At 69.1% G+C, this 22,724-nt stretch carries 19 protein-coding genes; 12 read left to right on the forward strand and 7 right to left on the reverse strand.

Annotated features, from left to right (window positions below; translation table 11 throughout):
* Positions 1-1,284 (forward strand): threonine ammonia-lyase, encoded by a 1,284-nt coding sequence (gene ilvA, locus ADBZ6K_RS01640; protein ID WP_526344071.1) that lies wholly within the window; start codon positions 1-3, stop codon positions 1,282-1,284.
* On the opposite strand, the gene treZ is transcribed toward ilvA, so the two are convergent.
* From treZ to sucT, 4 genes are read right to left on the reverse strand one after another with little or no spacing between them, the layout of a single operon-like run.
* The gene (treZ, locus tag ADBZ6K_RS01645; protein ID WP_526344072.1) at positions 1,277-3,001 is read right to left on the reverse strand and encodes a malto-oligosyltrehalose trehalohydrolase; all 1,725 of its coding nucleotides are present in this window, start codon (positions 2,999-3,001) and stop codon (positions 1,277-1,279) included. The genes ilvA and treZ overlap by 8 nt on opposite strands.
* On the reverse strand, positions 2,994-5,273 hold the full coding sequence (treY, locus tag ADBZ6K_RS01650; protein ID WP_526344073.1) for a malto-oligosyltrehalose synthase: 2,280 nt from the start codon (positions 5,271-5,273) through the stop codon (positions 2,994-2,996). Before treY ends, treZ begins: the two co-directional genes overlap by 8 nt.
* Positions 5,274-5,276: 3 nt before the next feature.
* Positions 5,277-7,430: a glycogen debranching protein GlgX gene (glgX, locus tag ADBZ6K_RS01655; RefSeq protein WP_526344074.1), complete on the reverse strand. Its 2,154-nt coding sequence runs from the start codon at positions 7,428-7,430 to the stop codon at positions 5,277-5,279.
* On the reverse strand, positions 7,430-9,589 hold the full coding sequence (gene sucT, locus ADBZ6K_RS01660) for an acetyltransferase SucT (RefSeq protein WP_526344075.1): 2,160 nt from the start codon (positions 9,587-9,589) through the stop codon (positions 7,430-7,432). The genes glgX and sucT overlap by 1 nt, the downstream gene beginning before the upstream one ends.
* Before the next feature lie 91 nt (positions 9,590-9,680).
* Here sucT and bioA point away from each other — a divergent pair, with 91 nt between their 5' ends.
* The 5 genes from bioA to ADBZ6K_RS01685 all read left to right on the forward strand — a co-directional run bounded on the left by bioA (position 9,681) and on the right by ADBZ6K_RS01685 (position 14,314).
* On the forward strand, positions 9,681-10,970 hold the full coding sequence (gene bioA / locus ADBZ6K_RS01665; protein ID WP_526344076.1) for an adenosylmethionine--8-amino-7-oxononanoate transaminase: 1,290 nt from the start codon (positions 9,681-9,683) through the stop codon (positions 10,968-10,970).
* 81 nt (positions 10,971-11,051) lie between these two features.
* Entirely contained in the window at positions 11,052-12,245 is a 1,194-nt protein-coding gene (gene bioF / locus ADBZ6K_RS01670; RefSeq protein WP_526344077.1) for an 8-amino-7-oxononanoate synthase, read from the forward strand.
* Positions 12,242-12,919: a dethiobiotin synthase gene (gene bioD, locus ADBZ6K_RS01675; RefSeq protein WP_526344078.1), complete on the forward strand. Its 678-nt coding sequence runs from the start codon at positions 12,242-12,244 to the stop codon at positions 12,917-12,919. The genes bioF and bioD overlap by 4 nt, the downstream gene beginning before the upstream one ends.
* 1 nt (position 12,920) lies before the next feature.
* Entirely contained in the window at positions 12,921-13,427 is a 507-nt protein-coding gene (locus tag ADBZ6K_RS01680; RefSeq protein ID WP_526344079.1) for a 2'-5' RNA ligase family protein, read from the forward strand.
* Between the two features lie 32 nt (positions 13,428-13,459).
* Positions 13,460-14,314 (forward strand): endonuclease domain-containing protein, encoded by an 855-nt coding sequence (locus ADBZ6K_RS01685; protein ID WP_526344080.1) that lies wholly within the window; start codon positions 13,460-13,462, stop codon positions 14,312-14,314.
* Here the strand turns inward: ADBZ6K_RS01685 and ADBZ6K_RS01690 are convergent.
* Positions 14,311-14,928 carry a TetR/AcrR family transcriptional regulator gene (locus ADBZ6K_RS01690; protein WP_526344081.1) on the reverse strand — a complete coding sequence of 206 codons (618 nt, stop codon included), beginning with the start codon at positions 14,926-14,928 and terminating at the stop codon, positions 14,311-14,313. The genes ADBZ6K_RS01685 and ADBZ6K_RS01690 overlap by 4 nt on opposite strands.
* A 98-nt stretch (positions 14,929-15,026) precedes the next feature.
* Between ADBZ6K_RS01690 and bioB the strand changes: the two genes are divergently transcribed.
* The 3 genes from bioB to ADBZ6K_RS01705 all read left to right on the forward strand — a co-directional run bounded on the left by bioB (position 15,027) and on the right by ADBZ6K_RS01705 (position 17,056).
* Positions 15,027-16,022 (forward strand): biotin synthase BioB, encoded by a 996-nt coding sequence (bioB, locus tag ADBZ6K_RS01695; RefSeq protein ID WP_526344082.1) that lies wholly within the window; start codon positions 15,027-15,029, stop codon positions 16,020-16,022.
* Positions 16,023-16,024: 2 nt separating this feature from the next.
* The gene (gene bsaP / locus ADBZ6K_RS01700) at positions 16,025-16,225 is read left to right on the forward strand and encodes a biotin synthase auxiliary protein BsaP (RefSeq protein ID WP_526344083.1); all 201 of its coding nucleotides are present in this window, start codon (positions 16,025-16,027) and stop codon (positions 16,223-16,225) included.
* A 156-nt stretch (positions 16,226-16,381) separates the two neighbouring features.
* Positions 16,382-17,056 (forward strand): DUF2567 domain-containing protein, encoded by a 675-nt coding sequence (locus ADBZ6K_RS01705; RefSeq protein ID WP_526344084.1) that lies wholly within the window; start codon positions 16,382-16,384, stop codon positions 17,054-17,056.
* Here the strand turns inward: ADBZ6K_RS01705 and ADBZ6K_RS01710 are convergent.
* Both ADBZ6K_RS01710 and ADBZ6K_RS01715 read right to left on the reverse strand, forming a co-directional pair.
* Positions 17,004-18,356 carry a lipase family protein gene (locus tag ADBZ6K_RS01710; RefSeq protein ID WP_526344085.1) on the reverse strand — a complete coding sequence of 451 codons (1,353 nt, stop codon included), beginning with the start codon at positions 18,354-18,356 and terminating at the stop codon, positions 17,004-17,006. The two genes, ADBZ6K_RS01705 and ADBZ6K_RS01710, sit on opposite strands and share 53 nt — an antisense overlap.
* Before the next feature lie 42 nt (positions 18,357-18,398).
* A complete protein-coding gene (locus tag ADBZ6K_RS01715; RefSeq protein ID WP_526344086.1) occupies positions 18,399-19,100 on the reverse strand; it encodes an NrtR DNA-binding winged helix domain-containing protein in 702 nt (233 codons plus the stop codon).
* An 80-nt stretch (positions 19,101-19,180) separates the two neighbouring features.
* Here ADBZ6K_RS01715 and nadA point away from each other — a divergent pair, with 80 nt between their 5' ends.
* Genes nadA through nadC form a run of 3 tightly spaced genes read left to right on the forward strand, consistent with a single transcriptional unit; the run spans position 19,181 to position 22,643 of the window.
* The gene (gene nadA / locus ADBZ6K_RS01720) at positions 19,181-20,191 is read left to right on the forward strand and encodes a quinolinate synthase NadA (protein ID WP_526344347.1); all 1,011 of its coding nucleotides are present in this window, start codon (positions 19,181-19,183) and stop codon (positions 20,189-20,191) included.
* Positions 20,188-21,786, forward strand: a complete 1,599-nt coding sequence (locus ADBZ6K_RS01725; protein WP_526344087.1) for an L-aspartate oxidase — start codon at positions 20,188-20,190, stop codon at positions 21,784-21,786. The genes nadA and ADBZ6K_RS01725 overlap by 4 nt, the downstream gene beginning before the upstream one ends.
* A complete protein-coding gene (gene nadC, locus ADBZ6K_RS01730; protein WP_526344088.1) occupies positions 21,777-22,643 on the forward strand; it encodes a carboxylating nicotinate-nucleotide diphosphorylase in 867 nt (288 codons plus the stop codon). The genes ADBZ6K_RS01725 and nadC overlap by 10 nt, the downstream gene beginning before the upstream one ends.
* Positions 22,644-22,724 lie beyond the last annotated feature (81 nt).

Raw genomic sequence — 22,724 nt, forward strand, 5'->3', positions numbered from 1 at the left:
GTGAGTGCCGAACTGAGCCAGCCCCTTCGAACGACGCCGCCGATCACCGCGGCCGACATTGACGAGGCCGCTCAGCGAATCGCCGATGTGGTCGCCCGCACCCCCCTGCAGTACAGCGACCGGCTCTCGGAGGCCACCGGCGCCGACATCTACCTCAAACGCGAGGATCTGCAGACTGTCCGGTCCTACAAGCTGCGCGGCGCCTACAACCTGCTGAAGCAGCTCAGCGCCGACGAGATCGCCGCCGGCGTGGTGTGCTCGTCGGCGGGAAACCACGCCCAGGGCTTCGCGCTGGCGTGCCGCTCGATGGGCATCCGCGGCAGAGTCTACGTTCCTGCCAAGACCCCCAAGCAGAAGCGCGACCGAATCCGCTATCACGGCCGCGAATTCATCGAGCTGATCGCGGTGGGTAGCACCTACGATCTGGCGGCCGAGGCCGCCCTGGAGGACGTTGCGCGCACCGGCGCCACCCTGGTGCCGCCGTTCGACGACCCGCGCACGATCGCCGGTCAGGGCACGATCGCCGCGGAGATGCTTGCTCAGCTCGACGACGAGCCCGATCTGGTGATCGTGCCGGTGGGCGGCGGTGGCTGCATCGCGGGCATCACCACCTACCTGGCCGCGCGCACCGCCAACACCTCGGTGCTCGGCGTCGAGCCCGCGGGCGCCGCGTCGATGATGGCGGCGCTGGCGGCGGGGATGCCGGTGACGCTGGAGCACGTCGACCAGTTCGTCGACGGCGCGGCCGTCAACCGCGCGGGCAGGCTGACCTACGCGGCGCTGGCCGCCGCCGGCGACATGGTGTCGATCACCACGGTCGACGAGGGTGCGGTGTGCACCGCGATGCTGGACCTGTATCAGAACGAAGGCATCATCGCCGAACCGGCGGGAGCGCTTTCGGTGGCCGGCCTGCTGGAGGCCGACATCGAGCCCGGCTCGTCGGTGGTCTGCCTGATCTCCGGGGGCAACAACGACGTCTCCCGGTACAACGAGGTGCTGGAGCGCTCGCTGGTGCATCTAGGCCTCAAGCACTACTTCCTCGTGGATTTCCCGCAGGAGCCCGGGGCGCTGCGGCGCTTTCTCGACGGGGTGCTCGGGCCCAATGACGACATCACGCTGTTCGAATACGTCAAACGCAACAACCGCGAGACCGGCGCCGCGCTGGTGGGCGTCGAACTGGGCAACGCCGCCGATTTCGACGGCCTGATCGCCAGGATGGATGCCTCCGATATCCACGTCGAGGCGCTCGAGCCCGGCTCGCCGGCCTACCGTTACCTCACCTGACGCGCAGCACAGCGAAGGACTGCCCGTCCAGCCGGGTGCCCTCCGGCACCGCCTCCGGCTCGCCCCAGGCCAGCACCACCTCACCGGTCACGGGAACGGAGACCGGGCCGTCCGCCAGATTGCAGGCCACCGCCAGCCCTCCGCGCTGCAGCACGATCCAGCGCCGCTTCTCCTCGTAGGCGACCGCCATGTGATCCAGCCAGGGATCGGCCATATCCGGTTCGTCGCGGCGCAGCGCGATGAGCGCGCGGTAGATCCGACGCAGCCGGCCGTGGTCACCCCCGTCGATCTCCGACCAGTCCAGCTTGGATCGCAGGAAGGTTTCGGGATCCTGCGGGTCGGGGATTTCGTCGGCGTCCCAGCCGTGCGCGGCGAATTCCGCCTTGCGTCCTTCTGCGGTCGCGCGCCCCAGGTCCGGCTCGGGGTGCGAGCTGAAGAACTGGAACGGCGACGACGACCCCCACTCTTCCCCCATGAAAAGCATTGCCGTATAGGGTGATCCGAGAGCAAGTGCAGCCTTCACTGCCAGCTGGCCCGTGGTGAGGTTCTGCGAGGGCCGGTCTCCGACGGCGCGATTGCCGACCTGATCGTGGGTCAGCGTGTAGGCCAGCAGCCGGGTCGCCGGGATGGTGGCGGTGTCGAGGGGCCGACCGTGCCTGCGGTGGCGGAACGACGAATACGTGCCCGCATGGAAGTAGCCCTTCTTCATCGTGTCGGCGAGCACGCGCAGCGACCCGAAATCGGCGTAGTAACCCTGTCGCTCGCCGGATACCGCGGTGTGGATGGCGTGGTGGATGTCGTCGTCCCACTGCGCGGTCATCCCGTAGCCGCCCTTGTCGCGCGGGGTGATCAAACGCGGATCGTTGAGGTCGCTTTCGGCGATCAGCGCCAGCGGGCGGCCCAGTTCGGCTGCCAGGGCGTCGGTTTCGGCCGACAACTCCTCCAGGATGTGCATCGCGGTGGTATCCGCCAGGGCGTGCACCGCATCCAGTCGCAGCCCGTCGGCATGAAAATCGCGCATCCAGCGCAGCGCGCAGTCCAGGATGTAGCGCCTGACCTCGTCGGCGTGCGCGTCGGACAGGTTGACCGAATCGCCCCACGGATTGCGGCCTGACGACAGATACGGCCCGAACAGCGGCAGATAGTTGCCCGACGGGCCGAGGTGGTTGAACACGGCATCGATGAGCAACCCCAGACCCCGTTCGTGGCAGGCGTTGACGAACCGGACCAGACCGTCGGGGCCGCCGTAGGGTTCGTGCACCGCGTACCACAGCACGCCGTCATAGCCCCAGCCGTGGGTGCCGCTGAAGGCGTTCACCGGCATCACCTCGACAAAATCCACGCCGAGGTCCACGAGGTAGTCCAGCCGCTCGATCGCGGAATCGAAAATCCCTGCGGGAGTGAAGGTTCCGATGTGGAGTTCGTAGACGACCGAACCGGCCAACTCGCGGCCCGCCCAGCCGTCGTCGGACCACGCGGCCGGGTCGGGCCGCCACAGCTGGGACCGGCCGTGGACGCCGTCCGGCTGCCGCGGCGAGCGCGGGTCGGGATAGACTTTCTCGTCGTCGCCGAGCAGAAACCCGTACCGGGCGTCCGGGCCACAGGCAACGTCGGCGCGCCACCACCCCTCACCGGCGTCGATCATCGGGAATACGACGCCGTCGACGTCGAGGCGCACCAGCTCGGGATTCGGTGCCCAGACGGCGAACTCAGCCATCGTCGCGCACCAACAGGGCCACCGGCAGATCAGCGGTCAGCGCCGCGGCAGGGACAGCTCCGGCGAACCGTGCGCCCGTCAGCCGGTCGGTCCACCCCCCACGAGGCAGCGTCAACACGGTGTCACCCCAACCTATTTCGGCCAACCGCACCGTCCAGCGGCTGGCCACCGCGACGACGTCGTCGCCTCGGGTGAAGGCCACCAGATGCGCCGCTGCGGGCCCGGCGGCCAGAAGCGGCCGGTAGATGCCCGACAGAAACGTCGCGGGCCTCTCCCGGCGCAGTCGCAGCGCCGTCGAGGTGACCCGGATCTTGGGATGCTGCAAGGTTTTCAGAGCGTCTCTACGCGCCGCGTAGTCGACGGGCCTGCGGTTGTCGGGGTCCACGAGACTGTCTTCCCAGAGCTCCGTGCCCTGGTAGACGTCGGGGACTCCCGGGGCGGTCAGCGCGATCAGCTTCTGGCCGAGTGCGTCATTGCGGCCGTGTGGATCCAGCCGTGCGACCAGCTCGGTCAGCTCCATGGCGACCGGTCCGTCGATCACGGCGTCGAGCCACTGATGCACCGCCGACTCGTACCCGTCGTCGGGGTCGGTCCAGGAGGTGTGCACAGCCGCCTCTCGGATCACCTTCTCGGCGTAGTCGTGTACGCGTATCCGCAGCGTGTCGTCGACCTCGCCGGATTCCGGCCACACGCCGAAGATGTTCTGCCACAGGAACAATGCGCCTGCCGGATCTGGCGGAGGCGTCAGGTCGAGCCACGACCTGACGAGTTCTGCCCACAGTTCTGGCACCTGCGACAGCACGCCGATGCGGGCGCGCACATCCTCGCCGCGCTTGGTGTCGTGGGTGGTCAGGGCGGTCATCGCGGTGGGCCAGTCGCGCTCCCGCACCGCCGCCCGGTGGTGGAACTCGGCCGCGGAGACCCCGAACCGGTCCGGTTCGCCGCCGACTTCGTTGAGCGACACCAGCCGCGCGTCGCGGTAGAACAGGCAATCCTCCACGGCCTTGGCGGTCGCCGCGCCGCACAACTGCTGAATGCGGGCCGCCGGCTCGCGATGCTGCAGCGCCGCGGTCACCACGGCCAGGGCTGCGGCCAGGTCGGGCCTGGCCGAAACGGTATCGGCAAGCGCTGTGGGCAGCACCGCCGACAGCGAGTGATAGTCGCTGCGATAGACGTGAATGTTACTCAGCAGCACCGCGATTGCCTCGGGCAGCGCCGGATCGCCAGTGCCCGCCGCGGTGGCGACGGCTCGGCTGAGCCGACGGAGCTCACTTGACAGGACCGAGGTCACGACTTCCTGCTTGAGTTCGGTCGTCAGTTCGGGCCTACCGGGGCCCGACAAGCTGTCGGAGAGCTCCACCAGCCCGTCGTGGCCCGCCGGATCGACGAACAGGCCGCCGATCTCGCGCAGCGCGTCGTAGCCGGTCGTCCCGTCGACAGGCAGCGATGGCTCGAGCGCCTCGTCGGGCGCCAGGATCTTCTCCACGACGATGTAGGCGCCGTCGCCGACCAGCGTTCGCAGCCAGGCGAGATACCCTGCGGGATCGGACAATCCGTCGGGGTGGTCGATACGCAGGCCATCGACCAGTCCCTCGTCGAACCAGCGCTTCACCTCGGTGTGACTGGCCGCGAACACCTCAGGATCCTCCTGGCGCAGCCCGGCCAACGAGGTGATCGAGAAGAACCGGCGATAGCCGCACACACCGCTGCGCCAGCCGACCAGCCGGTAGTGCTGGCGGTCGTGGACGTCGGGGCCGCTGCCCGAACCGGTGCCGTCGGCGATGGGGAATTCCAGGTCACCCAGCCGCAGCGTCGAACCGTCGACAGTCAGTGCGGCGGCGTCGTCGTCGGACCCCAATACCGGAAGCACGATGCGGCCCTGAGGATCCAGGTCCCAGTCGACGTCGAAATACGACGCGTACGGCGATTCCCGCCCGTGTTCGAGGACATCCCACCACCAGGAGTTCTGCCGGGGATGGGAGACGCCCACGTGGTTGGGCACGATGTCGACCACCAGTCCCAGCCCGCGCGCCCGTGCGGCGGCGGCCAGCGACGCCAGCCCCTGCGGGCCGCCCAGCTCGGCGGACACCGCCGTCGGGTCGGTGACGTCGTAGCCGTGGGTGGATCCGTCGACGGCGGTCAGGATCGGCGACAGATACAGATGCGACACCCCGAGTTCGTCGAGGTAGTCGACGAGCGCTTCGGCGTCGGCGAAGGTGAATCCGTCACTGCGCATCTGCAGCCGGTAGGTGGACACGACCGGAAAGGTCATGTGTCAGGCGGTCTTACGCAGGACCATCAGCGACCGGCCGCGCAGCGAGAACGCCTCGCCCGCCTGGACCACCAGGTCGGTCGCCCCTACCGGGTCGGCGGTATCCAGCATTGCGGTCCATTCCTTGGCGAAATCACCGTCGGGAGTGACGAAGTCGACCGCGGAGGCGTGGGCGTTGAAGCACATCAGGAACGTATCGTCGACCACCCGCTCGCCGCGGCTGTTGGGTTCGGGGATGGCGTCGCCGTTGAGGACCACGCCGACGGACTTGAAGCCGCTGCCCCAATCCTGCGGCGTCATCTCCACTCCGGCCTTGGTCAGCCAGGCGATCTCGCGCCCGGCCCCGACACCGTGGGTGGGGGTGGCCTCGAAGAACCGTCGACGGCGAAACACCGGATGCGCCTTACGGAGGGCGGCCACCTTGCGGGTGAACGTCAGCAGATCGGCGTTCTTGTCGACCAACGACCAGTCCATCCAGGACAATTCGGAGTCCTGACAATACACGTTGTTGTTGCCCGACTGGGTACGGCCGATCTCGTCGCCGTGCGCGATCATCGGGGTGCCCTGCGAGAGCATCAGCGTCGCCAGGATGTTGCGCATCTGGCGCCCGCGCAACGTCACGATCTCGGGGTCGTCGGTCGGGCCCTCGACACCGCAGTTCCACGACCGGTTGTGGCTCTCGCCGTCGCGGTTGTCCTCACCGTTGGCGGCGTTGTGCTTCTCGTTGTAGGACACCAGGTCGTTGAGGGTGAAACCGTCATGGGCGGTTACGAAGTTGATGCTGGCGCTGGGTCGCCGGCTGGTCGCTTCATACAGATCCGACGACCCGGTCAGCCGGGACGCGAATTCACCGAGGGTTGCGGGTTCGCCCCGCCAGTAGTCACGCACAGTGTCGCGGTATTTCCCGTTCCACTCGGTCCACAAACCCGGGAAGTTGCCGACCTGGTAGCCGCCCTCGCCGATGTCCCACGGCTCGGCGATGAGCTTGACCTGGCTGACCACCGGATCCTGCTGGACCAGGTCGAAGAACGCCGAGAGCCGGTCGACGTCGTAGAACTCCCGGGCCAGCGTCGAGGCCAGGTCGAACCGGAAACCGTCGACGTGCATGTCGAGGACCCAGTAGCGCAGCGAATCCATGATCAGCTGCAGGGTGTGGGGATGGCGGGCGTTGAGGCTGTTGCCGGTGCCGGTGAAGTCCTTGTAGAGGCGCAGGTCGCCGTCGAGCAACCGGTAGTAGGCGGCGTTGTCGATACCGCGGAAGTTGATCGTGGGCCCCAGATGGTTGCCTTCGGCCGTGTGGTTGTAGACCACATCGAGGATGACCTCGATGCCGGCCTCGTGGAACGACCGCACCATCGTCTTGAACTCGGCGACCGCTCCGCCGGCATGCCGGGTGGCCGCGTACTGGTAGTGCGGGGCGAAGAAGCCGAAGGTGTTGTAGCCCCAGTAATTCCGAAGACCGAGGTCGTGCAGGCGATGGTCGTGCATGAACTGGTGTACCGGCATCAGCTCGATCGCCGTGACGTTCAGCGATTTGAGGTGATCGATGATCGCCGGATGGCACAGGCCCAGGTAGGTGCCGCGCAGTTCCTCGGGGATGCTCGGATGGGACTGGGTCATGCCCTTGACGTGGGCCTCGTAGATCACGGTGTCGTGGTAAGGCGTGCGCGGTGCGCGGTCGGAGGCCCATTGGAAAAAGGGGTTGATCACGACGCTGGTCATGGTGTGGCCGAGTGAGTCCACCATCGGCGGCGTCCCGGTGTTCAACGGGTCGACTGCCGCGGCGTTGAGGTCGTAGGAATACAGCGCCTGGGTGAAATCGAACTCGCCGTGAAAGGACTTGCCGTACGGGTCGAGAAGCAGCTTGCTGGGATCGCAGCGGTGGCCCGCCTGCGGGTTCCACGGCCCGTACACCCGGAATCCGTAGCGCTGCCCCGGCGTCACCGTGGGCAGGTAGCAGTGCCAGACGTACCCGTCGACCTCGTCGAGGTTGATCCGTTCCTCTTTGCCGTCCTTGCCGATCAGGCACAGCTCGACACGTTCGGCGCACTCGGAGAACAACGAGAAGTTGGTGCCCGCACCGTCGTAGGTGGCGCCGAGCGGGTAGCTGCTGCCCGGCCACACCATGGGGATGGACGAGCCGAGGTTGATGGCCATCAGTCCACCCACCAGCCGGTGGCGTCGGCGATCTGGCGTCCGAGCTCAGTGGTCATAGTGCGCATATACGTCGAAGTGAAATGGTGAGAGTCGCGATAGATCAACACGTTTCCCTCCACCGCGCGGCATACGTCTTCTCGACACACCGCATCGCTCATGTCCAGCGGCTTCAACATCGGGAACTGCTTGACGAAATCCAATGTCGGGTTGTCGTCGGAGAGTACCTTGGCCCGATCGATGCCGCAGGATATGGCGTCGCCGCCCTTCGCGAGGCAGTCGACCGGGAAGAAAGGTTCGCCGTCGCGGACCAACCACGGGGTGTCGCGCATGGCGAGCACAGGAATGTCGTTCTCCGACAGCGTCTCCCAGATGCCGATATAGCTCGAGGGCATCACGTCGCCCGGCCTGACGTTCCACGGCCGCGTCGAGGTGGTGAACACGAAATCCGGATGATCGGCCACGATTTGGGGCAGCACCCGCTGATTCCACTCCCGGCAGTTCGGGTACGGGCGATTGTCGCCGGACACCACGGGCTTGCGTTCGGTGCTCAGCGGGCAGCCCATCTTCATGTAGGTGACCACCTTGAACTGGTGAAGTTTGCCCAGGATGTCCAGCGCGGTCAGCCAGTGCTCGGCGTGGGACCCGCCCGCCAGCGCGATCGTGCGTGTGGCGTCCTTGTCGCCGTATGTGCAATTGATCACGTTGGCGTTCTGGAAGTCGCTGATGCAGCCGTCGAGGGTGCTGACGGGCAGGTCCTTGCTGGCCTCAAGCACCGTCGGGCGCATCGGCAGCTTGGCGACCTTTGCCCGGTCGACGAGCGCACTGGCGCCCGGGTAGTCGCGGGCCGACAGGACCGCGAGTTCATTGCCGCTGGCCCGCTGCACGATGACATGTTCGCGCCAGGTGAACGAGGTCGCGGTCAGTGCGACGCCCAGCAGCGCCACCACCGAGCCCAGCACGATGGTCGGCCTGCGCAGCCGGGCGCGCAGCGGGATCGCGGGGGTCCGGACGCGGCTGACCGTGGCGGAGTAGCGCAGCGGCTCCTCGATGTACTTCGTCGTCAGCCAGGCCAGCACCCCTGACACCAGCAGAATCCCCGCGCCTTCGAGGAAGTTGGCGCGGGTGTGCTCCGTCAGCGCCAGCCAGAAGATGAGCAGCGGCCAGTGCCACAGGTACAGCGAGTACGCCATCGCGCCGAGCCCGATGAACGGCTTGGTCGCCAACAGGCGGTTGGGCAGGGGGAGCCTTCCGCCGGCCCGGTTGGCCGCCGACAGGATGAACAGCACGGTGGCGCCGACCGGGACCAGGGCCCACGGCCCCGGGAACTCCTTGACGCCGTCGATCAGGGCGCCGCACGACAGGATCGCGGCCAGCGCGACCAGCGCCACGACGGTGCGCAACCACATCGGCCAGCGGACATAGGGGACGAGCGCGCCCACCAGCGCCCCGAGCAGAAGCTCCCAGGCCCGCGCGAAGCTGTTGTAGTAGGCGGTGGCCTGGTCGCTGTTGTGCGCGATGATCGCGTACACGAACGAGGCGATGGTCAGCGCTGCGAGCAACACCACGAACGCGACGCGCAGATGCCTGCCGAGCACGCGGCGGCACAGATAGGCGAACCCGAAGATGAGGATGAGGGCGGCGATGTAGAACTGGCCCTGCACCGACATCGACCAGATGTGTTGGAGCGGGCTGACCGTCTCACCGGCGCGAAGGTAATCCGACGCCGTGCTGGACAGCTGCCAGTTCTGGTAGTAGCCCAGGCTGGCCAGGCTCTGGTCAGCAAACGTTTCCCAGCGCGTCTCCGGCTGGATGAGGATCGTCAGGACCGCCGATGCGGCAAGGACGATGATCAGTGCGGGCAGCAGCCGGCGCACCAGCCGGGTCACCTCGGACACCGGTCGCGGCGACGTCCCGGGGGTCAGCGCCGCGCGGATCAGCCGGCCGCCGAAGAAGAACCCCGACAGCGCCAGAAAGACATCGACACCACCGGAAACGCGGCCGAACCAGACATGGAACACCGCGACGAGTGCGATGGCGACCCCGCGGAGGCCATCGAGATCGTGCCGATAGAAACCCGACGTCCGGGTTCCCACCGTGACAGGTGGGGCGGATCCGGATTCGGTGAGCGGTGCCGGCCGCGGCGGGGCGAGGGTGAACATGGTCGAGGGCCAATTTACCCAAGATTGCCGCCCACCTCACGTTACGGATGCTGGGGCGGATCGCGTGCGGCAAACGCTAGGCTCGGAGCCCGTGTTGTCCGAGCGCGAGATCGGCGCGATCGACGCCGCCCACATCTGGCATCCCTACAGTGCGGTCGGCGCCACCGCGGTGCCGCCGGTGGTCGCGCTCGGGGCGCGCGGTGCCTGGCTGACGGTCGCCGACCCGGCAGGCGGTCGCCGTGAGGTGATCGACGCCATGAGTTCGTGGTGGACCGCCATCCACGGCCACGGACACCCCGTCCTCGACGACGCGCTCACCCGGCAGCTGGCCACCATGAACCACGTCATGTTCGGCGGGCTGACCCACGAACCGGCCGCCCGCCTGGCCCGGCTGCTCGTCGAGATCACCCCAGGCGGGCTGGAGACCGTGTTCTTCAGCGACTCCGGCTCGGTGTCGGTCGAGGTCGCCGTCAAGATGGCGCTGCAGTACTGGCGCAGCCTTGGCCGGCCGGGCAAGCACCGGCTGATGACCTGGCGGGGCGGCTATCACGGCGACACCTTCACCCCGATGAGCGTGTGCGACCCCGACGGCGGCATGCACGAACTGTGGACCGACATCCTCGTCCCGCAGGTGTTCGCGCCGGCGGTGCCCACCGGCTACGACCCGGCCTACAGCGCCGCGTTCGCCGAGCAGCTGGCCGCGCACGCCGACGAGCTGGCCTCGGTGATCGTGGAGCCGGTGGTGCAGGGCGCGGGCGGGATGCGGTTCCACGATCCGCGCTACCTGTGCGACCTGCGCGAGATCTGCGACCGTCACGACGTGCTGCTGATCTTCGACGAGATCGCCACCGGCTTCGGGCGCACCGGCGAGCTCTTCGCCGCCGACCACGTCGGCGTGCGCCCGGACATCATGTGTGTCGGCAAGGCGATGACCGGCGGCTACGTCACCCTCGCCGCGACCCTGTGCACCCGCCACGTCGCGGACGCGATCAGCTCGGCGGAGCCCGGTGCGCTGATGCACGGCCCCACGTTCATGGCCAACGCGCTTGCGTGTGCGGTGTCGGTGGCGTCGATCGAGCTGCTGCTGGCGGGGGACTGGCGCGCGCGTGTCAACCAGATCGAGGAGGGTCTGCGCGACGGCCTTGACCCGGCGCGCTCCCGGGCGGGCGTGCGCGACGTCCGGGTGCTCGGCGCCATCGGGGTGATCGAGATGGACCGGCCCGTCGACATGCGGGTGGCAACCGCCGCCGCGCTCGAGTCGGGGTTGTGGCTGCGCCCCTTCCGCAACCTGGTGTATGCGATGCCGCCCTATATCTGCTCGCCCGACGAGATCGCACGGATCACCTCGGGCATGGTCGCGGTCGCGCGTGCACTAACCTGAACGGTGTTCAAGGCGCGATGAGCGCTTGCGCGAAGAGCAGATTTGGGCGATGAGCGCTTGCGCGAAGAGCAGATTTGGGCGATGAGCGCTTGCGCGAAGAGCAGATTTGCAAGACAGGAGGTGCGTCCGGTGACCCGTGCAGGTATCTCTCCGCTGACCTGGCTCGACGAGGTGGAACGGCAGCGTCGGGCCGCGGGGCTGCGGCGCTCGTTGCGCACCCGCCCCCCGGTCGGGGCCGAACTCGACCTGGCCTCCAACGACTATCTGGGACTCTCCCAGCATCCGGATGTGATCGACGGCGGCGTCGAGGCGCTGCGTACCTGGGGTGCCGGTTCGACGGGTTCGCGCCTGGTCACGGGCAACACCGAACTGCACGAAGCCTTCGAGGCCGAGCTCGCCGAGTTCGTCGGCGCCGAGTCGGCCCTGGTCTTCTCGTCGGGTTACACCGCCAACCTCGGCGCGGTGGTCGCGCTGTCGGGTGCGGGTTCGCTGCTGGTGTCCGACGCGCTGACGCACGCCTCGCTGGTGGATGCCTGCCGGTTGTCGCGCGCGCGGGTGGTGGTGACCCCGCACCGCGACGTCGACGCGGTCGACGCGGCGCTGGCCGCGCGCAGCGAAGAGCGCGCCGTCGTCATCACCGACTCGGTGTTCAGCGCGGACGGAGTCCTCGCCCCGCTGCGCGATCTGCACGAGGTCTGCCGCCGTCGCGGCGCCCTGTTGATCGTCGATGAGGCCCATGGCCTCGGCGTTCGGGGCAGCGGCGGGCGCGGTCTGCTGCACGAGACCGGCCTGGCCGGAGCGCCCGACATCGTCATGACCACGACGCTGTCCAAGGCGTTGGGCAGCCAGGGCGGGGTGGTGCTCGGCCCCGCCGCGGTGCGGGCGCATCTCATCGACGCCGCCAGGGCGTTCATCTTCGACACCGGGCTCGCCCCGGCCGCGGTGGGTGCGGCGTTGGCGGCGCTGCGAGTGCTCAGGGCGGAGCCGTGGCGCGCCGCGGCGGTGCTCGGCCACGCCGCGACCCTGGCCGACGCCTGCGCCGCCGCGCGTCCCGATTCCGCGGTGGTGTCGGTGATCCTCGGGGCTCCCGAGGTGGCGCTGGCCGCTGCCGAATCGTGTCTGGCTTCTGGGGTGCGGGTGGGCTGCTTCCGGCCGCCGACGGTGCCGGAGGGCACCTCGAGGCTGCGGCTGACGGCGCGGGCGTCGCTGTCCGAGGATGAGCTGGCGCTGGCCCGTCGGGTGTTCGCGGAAGTGCTCGGCGCACTGCGGCCATGACCGTCCTGTTCGTCACCGGCACCGATACCGGGGTCGGCAAGACGGTCGCCACCGCCGCCCTGGCCTGCCGAGCCCGGACCCTGCAGATGGACGTCGCGGTGTGCAAACCGGTGCAGACCGGCACCGACGACGGCGACGACGATCTGGCCGAGGTCGGCAGGCTGGCAGGCGCCGATGCGCTGCACGGCGGGTGGCGCTACCCCGAACCGCTGGCACCCGTCGCGGCGGCGCAGCGGGCCGCGATGGCGTTGCCGACACGGGCGGATCTGCTCGAGTCGGTGCGCGACGCCGACGCACCCGGCCGGTTGACTCTGGTGGAGGGTGCAGGCGGGCTGCTGGTCGAACTTGGATGCGACAGGGTGACCGTGCGCGATCTGGCGGCCGCATTGTCGGCTCCGGTTCTGGTGGTGACCGCCCCCGGCCTCGGCACCCTCAACCACACCGCGCTGACGCTGGAATCGCTGGCGAGCCACGGCATTGCCTGCGCGGGGTTGGTGATCGGGGCCTGGCCTGCCGACCCGGGTGTCGCGGAGCTGTCCAACCGCACGGCGCTGGAGGCGCTGGCCCCGGTGCGCGCGGTGCTGCCTGCGGGCGCTGGATCGCTCAGCCCGGCGGAGTTCGAGGCGACGTCGGCCGCCGCGTTCGACGCCGCGTGGGTTGCGGGCCTGACCTGAGATGGTCCACTCCGTCGAGCTGGTCTTCGACCGGGGCACAGAGGACGTCATCCGAGGTATCTGGGATGGCCTCGCCGGGGCGGGCGTGCCCAGTCAGGCGCCGGCCAGCAGGCCGCACGCGACGATGACGGTGGCCCAGCACATCGCGCCCGACGTCGATGCGCTGCTGGCGCCCGTCGCCGCACGCCTGCCGATACCGTGCCGGATCGGTGCCGCCCTGGTGTTCGGGCGGTCGGCGGTGCTGGCCCGGCTCCTGGTGCCCAGCCCGGCGATGCTGGATGTGCACGCCGACGTGTACCGCCTGTGCCTGCCGCACCTCTCGCCGGGGCCGGTGCCACACACACAGCCGGGTCAATGGACGCCGCATGTCACCCTCGCCCGCCGGGTCGCGCCGGCGCAGCTCGCCACGGCGCTGCGGATCGCAGGTCGCCCGGCCGAACTGGACGGCGCCATCGTCGGCCTGCGGCGGTGGGACGGCAACACCAGGCGGGAGTACCCGATCGGCTGACCCGTGTCGGTGCCCGCCGACATCATCGGCGCATGGGGGAGGTGTTCAGGGGCAGCGCGGCCGTGGCGGCGGGCAGGTTGACAGAGCACGCCCTTCGCCGGTGGTATCGGCCCATCTTCCGGGACGTCTATCTGCCGCGCGATGCAGTGCCGACGCTGCGTGACCGGACCTATGGCGCGTGGCTGTGGTCGGGGAGGCGCGGGGTGGTGGCGGGCGCCGCCGCGTCCGCCTTGCACGGCGCCTCATGGGTCGACCCGGACAGTTCGATCGAGCTGATCGCGCCGAATGCGCGGGCGCAACCCGGGCTGGTGGTGCGCAACGAGTCGATCGCCGCCGATGAGATCACCAAGGTGGCCGGAATCCCGGTGACGACGCGTGTCAGAACGGCCTTTGACCTGGCCCGCCACCTCGATCGTGATGCGGCGGTGGCGCGGCTCGACGCGCTGCTGCGGGTACAGGTCTTCGCGATGGACGACGTGCTGGCGCTGGCCGGGCGGTACAAGGGTGCCCGCGGGGTCCGCTCGCTTGCCACAACGCTGCCGCTCGTCGACGCCGGAGCCGCATCGCCGAAGGAGACGTGGCTGCGGCTGCTCCTGGTCGACGCCGGATTACCGCGACCGACGACTCAGATACCCGTCCTCGACGACTGGCGGATCGTCGGCGTTCTCGACATGGGCTGGCGCGACTACATGGTCGCCGCCGAGTACGACGGTGACTACCACCGCACCGACCGCAGGCGGTATGCGTGGGATATCGAGCGGCAGCGCCGGATCGAGCGCGGCGGCTGGAAAATCGTGCGCGTGATCGCCGAGGACCGGCCCGCAGAGATCATCGCCAGACTGCAAGACGCACTGAGGCAGCGCGGCTATCGCCGAGATCGACGTTAGCGCGGCCTCCACTCGTACTTTTCCGCGCTGGCGTCGATCTCGATGGTGTGGCTGCGAAGCCCGGCGACCAGCAGGTGCAGCCCGAACGTGAACCTGCTGTCGGCGTCCTGGGTCCAGACCTGCTGGCCCTCCGGAATGTCCGCCCCGGCGGCGTCCCACTGCAGCCGCGACTGCTCGTCGGCGGTGAAACCCAGCACGTAATAGACGACCGTGCGGGCCGCGAGCTCGGCGTGGGTGGCATCGAAGCCCGCCTCCGCGGCCGCGGCGGTGAGGCGGGCGACGATCGCCGCCGCTGCGTCGGATTGACCGGCCGCGAAGCTGGCGGACACGAGCTCGGCACCGTCGGTATGCGACAGCAGGGCATCGCGCAGCCCCCGGCAGTCGCCGACGATACGGTCACGCCACGGGCCCGTGGGCGCGTCGGCCAGCAGCGGCTCGAGAATCCGGTCGGCGACCGCGCCCAGCAGCTCCTGCTTGTTGGCGACATGCCAGTACAGCGCGCCGGGGGACACGTCGAGCTCGCGTGCCAGGCGCCGCATCGTGAGATCGGCGATCCCGTAGCGGTCGAGGATCGCGGTCGCCGCGTCGACCACATCCCGTTTGTGGAGCTGCACACCGGTACCCTAACCTGAACGGTGTTCAATGGTCGGCTAGCCGACGTGCTGAACGGCGCTTCTGTGTTGACGTTTTAACTGCCCAGGGAGGCAACGGGGTGACGGACATTCTGGCCGAGGCACGCGAACAGGTGCTGGAGCGTGGCGAGGGCCTCGACCAGGACCAGACACTGCGGGTCCTTCGGCTGCCCGACGACCGTCTCGACGAGCTGCTCGCGCTGGCCCACGAGGTGCGGATGGCGTGGTGCGGTCCCGACGTCGAGGTCGAGGGCATCATTAGCCTCAAGACCGGTGGCTGCCCCGAGGATTGCCACTTCTGCTCGCAGTCGGGGCTGTTCGCCTCGCCGGTGCGCAGCGCGTGGCTGGACATCCCCAGCCTGGTGGAGGCGGCCAAGCAGACCGCCAAGACCGGCGCCACCGAGTTCTGCATCGTGGCCGCCGTGCGCGGGCCTGACGAGCGCCTGCTGGCCCAGGTGGCCGCCGGCATCGAGGCGATCCGCAACGAGGTCGACATCCAGATCGCCTGCTCGCTGGGCATGCTCACGCAGCAGCAGGTGGATCGCCTCAAAGAGATGGGCGTACACCGCTACAACCACAATCTGGAGACCGCGCAGTCGTACTTCCCGAACGTCGTGACCACTCACTCGTGGGAAGAGCGTTGGGGCACGCTGGAGATGGTCCGCGAGGCCGGCATGGAGGTCTGCTGCGGAGGAATCCTCGGCATGGGTGAGACGCTCGAGCAGCGCGCCGAGTTCGCAGCAAACCTCGCCGAACTCGATCCTCACGAGGTGCCGCTGAACTTCCTCAACCCGCGTCCCGGCACGCCGTTCGGCGATCTCGACGTGTTGCCAGCCGTGGAGGCGCTCAAGGCGGTCGCCGCGTTCCGGTTGGCCCTGCCGCGCACCATGCTGCGGTTCGCCGGTGGCCGCGAGATCACGCTCGGCGACCTTGGCGCCAAGAAGGGCATCCTCGGCGGCATCAACGCCGTGATCGTCGGCAACTACCTGACCACCCTCGGCCGCCCCGCCGAGGCCGATCTGGAACTGCTCGACGACCTGCAGATGCCCATCAAGGCGCTCAACGCCAGCCTCTAGTAATGGGCCAGAAGTTCAACGTCTACACCGGCGCACCCCTTGGCGGCGCCACCCCGGCCGCCGCCCAGCTCGGCCTGGAACCCCCGCGGTTCTGCGCGGAATGCGGGCGGCGGATGGTCGTACAGGTGCGCCCCGACGGGTGGTGGGCCAAATGCTCGCGGCACGGGCTGTTGGATTCGGGTGACCTCGAGGAGCGGCGATGAGCGCTTGCGCGAAGAGCAGAGAACACCGATGAGCGCTTGCGCCGCGACGAGCGCTCGCGCGAGGAGCCGGAGATGAAGAGCAGAGAACACCGATGAGCGCTCGCGCCGCGACGAGCGCTCGCGCCAGGAGCCGGAGATGAAGAGCAGAGAACACCCGTGACCTCCCCGGGGGAAGCGCCCCGCATCTCACGCGGTAAGGCCGCGATTGCCGTCGTCGGGGGGCTTGCCGCGGCGGGCGCGGCCATCGGCGCGCTCTGGTCGGTGCTCGCGCCGCCCGTGCGCGGGGTGATCGTGCTGACCCGCGGCGGCGACAAGGTCCGGGCCTATCTGGACGGTGAGGCCGACCACTTCTTCACCTCGGCGTTCATGATGCTCGGCATGCTCGTCACGGTGGCCGTCGTCGCTGCAGTGCTGGTCTGGCAGTGGCGGGCGCACCGCGGACCGGTCATGGTCGGTGCGCTGGCGCTGGGCTGCGGGATCGCCGCGGGCTTCGCAGGCGGCGTGGGGACGGCGCTGGTGCGCTGGCGCTACGGTGCCATCGACATCGAGGGTGCTCCCGTGTCGCCGGAGCACCGCGTGCACCACATCACCGAGGCTCCCGGCGTGTTCTTCGGCAGTACGCCGCTGCAGATCGCGACCATGGTGTTGTTCCCCGCGGCGATCGCGGCGCTGGTGTACGCCCTGGCGGCGGTGTCGACACCCCGCGACGACCTCGGCGGATGGCCCCCCGAGTATCCGGTGGCCATCGGTCAGCCCGGGCTCATCGATCAAACTGGGCCTATCGATCAAACTGGGAGAGGGGGCGGCGTTCTACCCGTCGTCCCGTCATGACCTTCGCAGTGATGACGCCGAGGCGCAGCATGCCGCGGTAGGTCGATGGGTTGAGCAGCGTCGGCCACTTGGTCCGGGTGAGGTGCTCGCGCAGCGGCTTACCCGCGAACCGGTCGCGCAGCCAGCGCAGCGTCATCGGCGCCGACATCGTATGCAGCAGCATGTGCTCGCTGAACAGGTCGCGGTGGTACGTGACGCTGGCGCCGCCGTCGCAGTAGATGTGGGTCAGCTCGTCGATGTCGTCGACCGAGACGACGCGATCGTGTACGGCCTGGACCATCAGGATCGGCGGGCTGGGCACCGCGGTGCCCAGCCGGATGCTGTCGAAGACGGACTGGACCTCGGGGGTCTGCAGGATCTGCTCGAGGGGCTGATCGACCAGCTTGCCCAGGTCCCTGCCCGCCATACGCAGCACCGCGTGGGCCGTCGTCATCTTCGAGAGCTGCTCCAGCAGCGCCTTACCCTTGTCGGTGGCGTGCTCCTGGATGATCTTGTGCAGGCCGGGATAGACGTTGGACAGCGAGGCGACGACCATCGCGGGCAGCCCGGCATAGACACTGCCGTTGAGCCGGCGGAACGCGTTGCCGAGGTCGGCCACCGGCGAGCCCAGCACGGCGCCGACGACGTTGAGTTCGGGCGCGTAGCTGCCGCACATCTCCGCCGCCCAGCCGGTGGCCAGGCCGCCACCGGAGTAGCCCCACAGTCCGACGGGCGCATCGGGCGACAGGTCGAGCTGCGCACAATTGAGTGCGGCGCGAACCCCGTCGAGGATGTGGTAGCCCGGTTCGTACGGCGCGCCCCAGGTGCCCGACGGCCCCTCGTGGTCGGGAACCGACACCGCCCAGCCCTCGGCCAGCGCCGCCACCACCAGGAGAAATTCGAGCTGGGCGAGCGATCCGACGGCCTTGGCGCCGCGGCGCAGGGCGTACGACGGGAAGCACCGGCCCGCCACCGCGTCGATCGCGCACTGGTAGGACACGATCGGACAGCGCCCCTCGGACGTCCTCTCGGTGGGTACGACCACGGTGGTGACCGCCGTCTGGGGACCGCCGTTCAGGTCGGTGGTGCGGTACAGCAGCTGCGTGGCGGTGAACCGCTGCGGGATCAGCCCGAGAAACGCCAGCTCGACGTCGCGTGAGCGCAGCACGGTGCCGGGCGCCGACAGCTCGAAGCCCTGGGGTGGTTCGTAGAACGGATCCTTCGACGGGACAACGGGGCGCGTCTTGCGCTGCAGATCCTCGTGTGGCGGCCGGCCGATCCACTCGGCTCCGCCCCGGCGCGCTGCACTGCCCAGGTCCATTTAGACATTCTTACTTAAGAAGTCATTAAGAATCCACTCGACTCACCCGGGCGGGCGAAATGCCGCGAACTCGTCGGTGACGCGGTAGTGGGCGTCGGTGAAGCGGTACAGTGCGGCGGGCCGGCCACCGCTGCGGCCAGAGCGCGCGGTTGTTCCGGTTCGGGTGATGACGTTGCGGCGCTCCAGTACGCGCTGCAGGTTGGTGGCGTCGACCTGATGGCCCAGCGCCGCGCCGTAGATGTCGCGCAGTGTGGACAGCGCGAATTGCTTTGGCGCCAAGGCGAATCCGATGTTCGTGTACGACAGCTTGGCGACCAGCCGGTTGTGGGCGTGCTGCACCATGGGGCCGTGGTCGAAGGCCATCGGTGGCAGTGCGCTGACGGGATGCCACCGCGTGTCGGCGGGTAGCTCCGGCGTCGCGGGGGAGGGCACCAGGCCGAGGAACGTCGATGCGATGGTGCGGGTGCCGGGCACCCGGTGCGGATCGGAGAACACCGCGAGCTGCTCCAGATGTGTCAGCTCCCGGAGGTCGACCTTCTCGGCGAGTTGCCGGCGGACGGAACTGGTGAGGTCCTCGTCGCCGCCCAACCGTCCCCCCGGGAGGGACCACTTGCCGCGCTCGGGTTCGAGGGCGCGTTGCCATAACAGCACGTGAAGTGCGGGTTTCCCGGAAGTGTCCCCGTGGTTGCCGCGAATTTGGAGCACCACGGCCAGCACCTCGTGGTCAGTGCTAGTATGAACCATGTTTTCGATTATAAGTCGAAAACCTGACCAGCATAGAGGAGGCCCCCGTGACGGTTCTCGACCACGCTCTCGCGGAGGATGTGGCAAGCCGGATCGTCGACGGTCCCGGCGGTTATTCGGGCGTTGACGGCGACGCCGCGTGGGCGGCCGAGGTGCGCCGCCTGGTGACACTGCGCGGTGCGACCCTGCTGGCGCACAACTATCAGCTGCCCGCGATTCAGGACGTGGCCGACCACGTCGGTGATTCGTTGGCCCTGTCGCGTATCGCGGCCGATGCGCCCGAGGACACCATCGTGTTCTGCGGCGTGCATTTCATGGCCGAGACCGCCAAGATCCTCAGCCCCGACAAGACGGTCCTCATCCCGGATCAGCGCGCCGGATGCTCACTGGCCGACTCGATCACCGCCGACGAGCTGCTGGCCTGGAAGAACGAGTATCCCGACGCGGTCGTGGTGTCGTACGTGAACACCACCGCGGCGGTCAAGGCCCTCACCGACATCTGCTGCACGTCGTCCAACGCCGTCGAGGTCGTCGCCTCCATCCCGGCCGACCGGGAGGTGCTGTTCTGCCCGGACCAGTTCCTCGGTGCCCACGTCCGGCGGATGACGGGACGCAAGAACCTGCATATCTGGGCGGGCGAGTGCCACGTGCACGCGGGCATCAACGGCGACGAGCTCGCCGCGCAGGCGCGTGCGCACCCCGATGCCGAACTCTATGTTCACCCCGAATGCGGTTGTGCCACTTCGGCTTTGTATCTCGCTGGCGAGGGCGCGTACCCGGCCGACCGGGTGAAGATCCTGTCCACCGGCGGCATGCTCGACGCGGCCCGCGAGACCGGCGCACGCCAGGTGCTGGTCGCCACCGAGGTCGGGATGTTGCACCAATTGCGCCGTGCCGCACCGGATGTCGACTTCCGTGCGGTCAACGACCGGGCGTCCTGCAAATACATGAAGATGATCACCCCGGCTGCGGTGTTGCGCTGCCTCGTCGAGGGCGCCGATGTCGTCGACGTGGACCCCGAGACGGCCCGGCTGGCGCGGCGCAGCGTGCAGCGGATGATCGAGATCGGCCAGCCCGGGGGTGGTGAATGACGCCGGCGCGGCAGCAGCACGCCGACGTCGTCGTCATCGGAACCGGTGTGGCCGGCCTGGCGGCCGCCCTGGCCGCACATCGTCGCGGCGCCCGGGTGTTGTTGCTGAGCAAGGCTTCTGACCTTTCGGGCAGTACCGCGACGTGCTACGCCCAGGGCGGTATCGCCGTGGTGCTGCCACACACCGACGACGCCGTCGAGGCGCACGTCGCCGACACCCTCGCGGCGGGAGGTGGATTGTGCGATCCGGATGCGGTGCGCTCCATCGTCGCCGACGGCTACCGCGCGGTCGCCGGTCTGGCCGGTGACGGGGCACGGTTCGACGAGGCCGAACCCGGGCGGTGGTCCCTCACCCGGGAGGGCGGGCACTCGCGGCGCCGCATCGTCCATGCCGGCGGTGACGCCACCGGGGCCGAGGTGCAGCGCGCGCTCGATCACGCGGCGCGCTTTCTCGACATTCGCCGCAACCATGTGGCGCTGCGAGTGCTCCACGATGGAGCGGCCGTCACCGGAGTGCTTGTGGTCAACGCCGACGGGCTCGGCGTCGTGCACGCCCCCTCGGTGATCCTGGCCACCGGCGGGCTCGGCCACCTGTACTCAGCCACCACCAACCCCGTCGGATCGACCGGGGACGGGGTCGCCCTGGCGCTGTGGGCCGGGGTGCCGGTCAGCGATCTGGAATTCGTTCAATTCCACCCAACCATGCTGTTCGACGGCCACACGGGCGGCAGGCGCCCGCTGATCACCGAGGCGCTGCGCGGCGAGGGCGCGAACCTGATCGACGCCCGGGGTGATTCGGTGATGGCCGGCATGCACCCGATGGGTGACCTCGCGCCGCGTGATGTGGTCGCCGCCGCGATCGACGACCGACTCAGGGCGACGGGGGACCCGTGCGTATATCTCGACGCGCGCGCTGTCGACGACGTGGCACGACGGTTCCCGACGGTGACGGCCGCCTGCCTGCGGGCCGGTGTCGATCCCACGCGTCAGCCCATCCCGGTGGTGCCAGGGGCGCACTACAGCTGCGGCGGTGTGGTGACCGATGTGCACGGCCGTACCGATCTGCCGGGCCTTTTCGCGGCCGGTGAGGTCGCGCGGACCGGCATGCACGGTGCGAACCGGCTGGCGTCCAACAGCCTGCTGGAGGGTTTGGTCGTCGGCGGGCGCTCCGGCCGGGCCGCCGCCGAGCATTCGGCCCGCCAGGCTCCGCCTGCTCAGGCCGGATTGCAGGCTCCGCCTGCTCGCGTTGGATTGCAGGCTCCGCACTCTCCTGCGGTCGACCGAGGGGATCTGCAGCGCGCCATGACCCGCTACGCATCGGTGGTCCGCGACGGGGACGGCCTGAACCGGCTGAGCGACATTCTGGACGCGGCCACCGGCCGCCCGCCCTGCAGCCGCGCCGACGTCGAGGATGCCGCGCTGACGCTGACCGCGCGGGTGGTCGCCGCCGCGGCACGGGAGCGCACCGAGTCGCGCGGCTGCCACCACCGCGGCGACCACCCCGCGACCGATCCGGCGCAGGCCGTCAGCACCGCGGTGCGTCTCGACGCGGACGGACACGTGGTCGTCGCGACGAAGGTCGCCGCGTGCTGCTGAGTCAACTGTCACAGACCGAACTCGGTGAAGCCCGCAGCCTCGTCGAGCGGGCCCTCGAGGAGGACCTGCGCTACGGGCCCGACGTGACCACGCTGGCCACCGTGTCAGCGGACGCAACCACGACCGCGTCGATGGTCACCCGCGAGCCAGGGGTGATCGCGGGTGTGGAGATCGCCCTGGTGACGCTCGATCTCGTGATCGGACCCGATGGCTACCGTGTGGTGCACCGCATCGATGACGGAGCGCGGGTCGATGCCGGGGCGGCGGTGCTCACCATCGACGCGCCGACGCAGGGCCTGCTCACCGCCGAGCGCACCATGCTCAACGTGATGACGCATCTGTCCGGGATCGCGACGGCCACTGCGCTGTGGGTGGACGCCGTCGCGGGCACGCGCGCCAAAATCCGCGACACCCGTAAGACCCTGCCCGGGATGCGTGGACTGCAGAAATACGCGGTGCGCGTCGGCGGCGGGGTCAACCACCGGATGGGTCTGGGCGACGCCGCGCTGATCAAGGACAACCACGTCGCCGCGGCGGGCTCGGTGATCGCGGCACTGCGTCAAGTTCGTTCTGCGGCACCGCAATTGCCGTGTGAGGTGGAGGTCGACTCACTCGAGCAGCTCGACGAGGTGCTCGCCGAGGACGTCGAGCTGGTGCTGCTGGACAATTTCCCGGTTTGGCAGACCCAGATCGCCGTGCAGCGCCGCAACGATCGCGCCCCCGGCACCCTGCTCGAATCCTCTGGCGGCCTCGCGCTGGCGACCGCGGCGGACTACGCCGGAACCGGGGTCGACTACCTGGCGGTCGGCGCTCTGACCCATTCGGTGCGCGCCCTCGACATCGGCTTGGATCTGTAGCGCCTGGCAAAGGCAACGCCACATTCACGGCACCCTCGGCGGGGATACTTGACACCGCGGGTTGCACGGGTATAGCCCGGA

It is taken from the genome of Mycobacterium sp. (assembly GCF_044223235.1).
Classification (GTDB): Bacteria; Actinomycetota; Actinomycetes; order Mycobacteriales; family Mycobacteriaceae; genus Mycobacterium.

Excerpts from the sequence above, each read along its gene's own strand:
- treZ (WP_526344072.1), bottom strand. The coding sequence starts at position 3,001 with ATGGCTGAGTTCGCCGTCTGGGCACCGAATCCCGAGCTGGTGCGCCTC.
- treY (WP_526344073.1), bottom strand. The coding sequence starts at position 5,273 with ATGACCTTTCCGGTCGTGTCCACCTACCGGCTGCAGATGCGCAGTGAC.
- glgX (WP_526344074.1), bottom strand. The coding sequence starts at position 7,430 with ATGGCCATCAACCTCGGCTCGTCCATCCCCATGGTGTGGCCGGGCAGC.
- sucT (WP_526344075.1), bottom strand. The coding sequence starts at position 9,589 with ATGTTCACCCTCGCCCCGCCGCGGCCGGCACCGCTCACCGAATCCGGA.
- bioF (WP_526344077.1), top strand. The coding sequence starts at position 11,052 with ATGAGCGCTTGCGCGAAGAGCAGATTTGCAAGACAGGAGGTGCGTCCG.
- bioD (WP_526344078.1), top strand. The coding sequence starts at position 12,242 with ATGACCGTCCTGTTCGTCACCGGCACCGATACCGGGGTCGGCAAGACG.
- ADBZ6K_RS01680 (WP_526344079.1), top strand. The coding sequence starts at position 12,921 with ATGGTCCACTCCGTCGAGCTGGTCTTCGACCGGGGCACAGAGGACGTC.
- ADBZ6K_RS01685 (WP_526344080.1), top strand. The coding sequence starts at position 13,460 with ATGGGGGAGGTGTTCAGGGGCAGCGCGGCCGTGGCGGCGGGCAGGTTG.
- bsaP (WP_526344083.1), top strand. The coding sequence starts at position 16,025 with ATGGGCCAGAAGTTCAACGTCTACACCGGCGCACCCCTTGGCGGCGCC.
- ADBZ6K_RS01710 (WP_526344085.1), bottom strand. The coding sequence starts at position 18,356 with ATGGACCTGGGCAGTGCAGCGCGCCGGGGCGGAGCCGAGTGGATCGGC.
- ADBZ6K_RS01715 (WP_526344086.1), bottom strand. The coding sequence starts at position 19,100 with ATGGTTCATACTAGCACTGACCACGAGGTGCTGGCCGTGGTGCTCCAA.
- ADBZ6K_RS01725 (WP_526344087.1), top strand. The coding sequence starts at position 20,188 with ATGACGCCGGCGCGGCAGCAGCACGCCGACGTCGTCGTCATCGGAACC.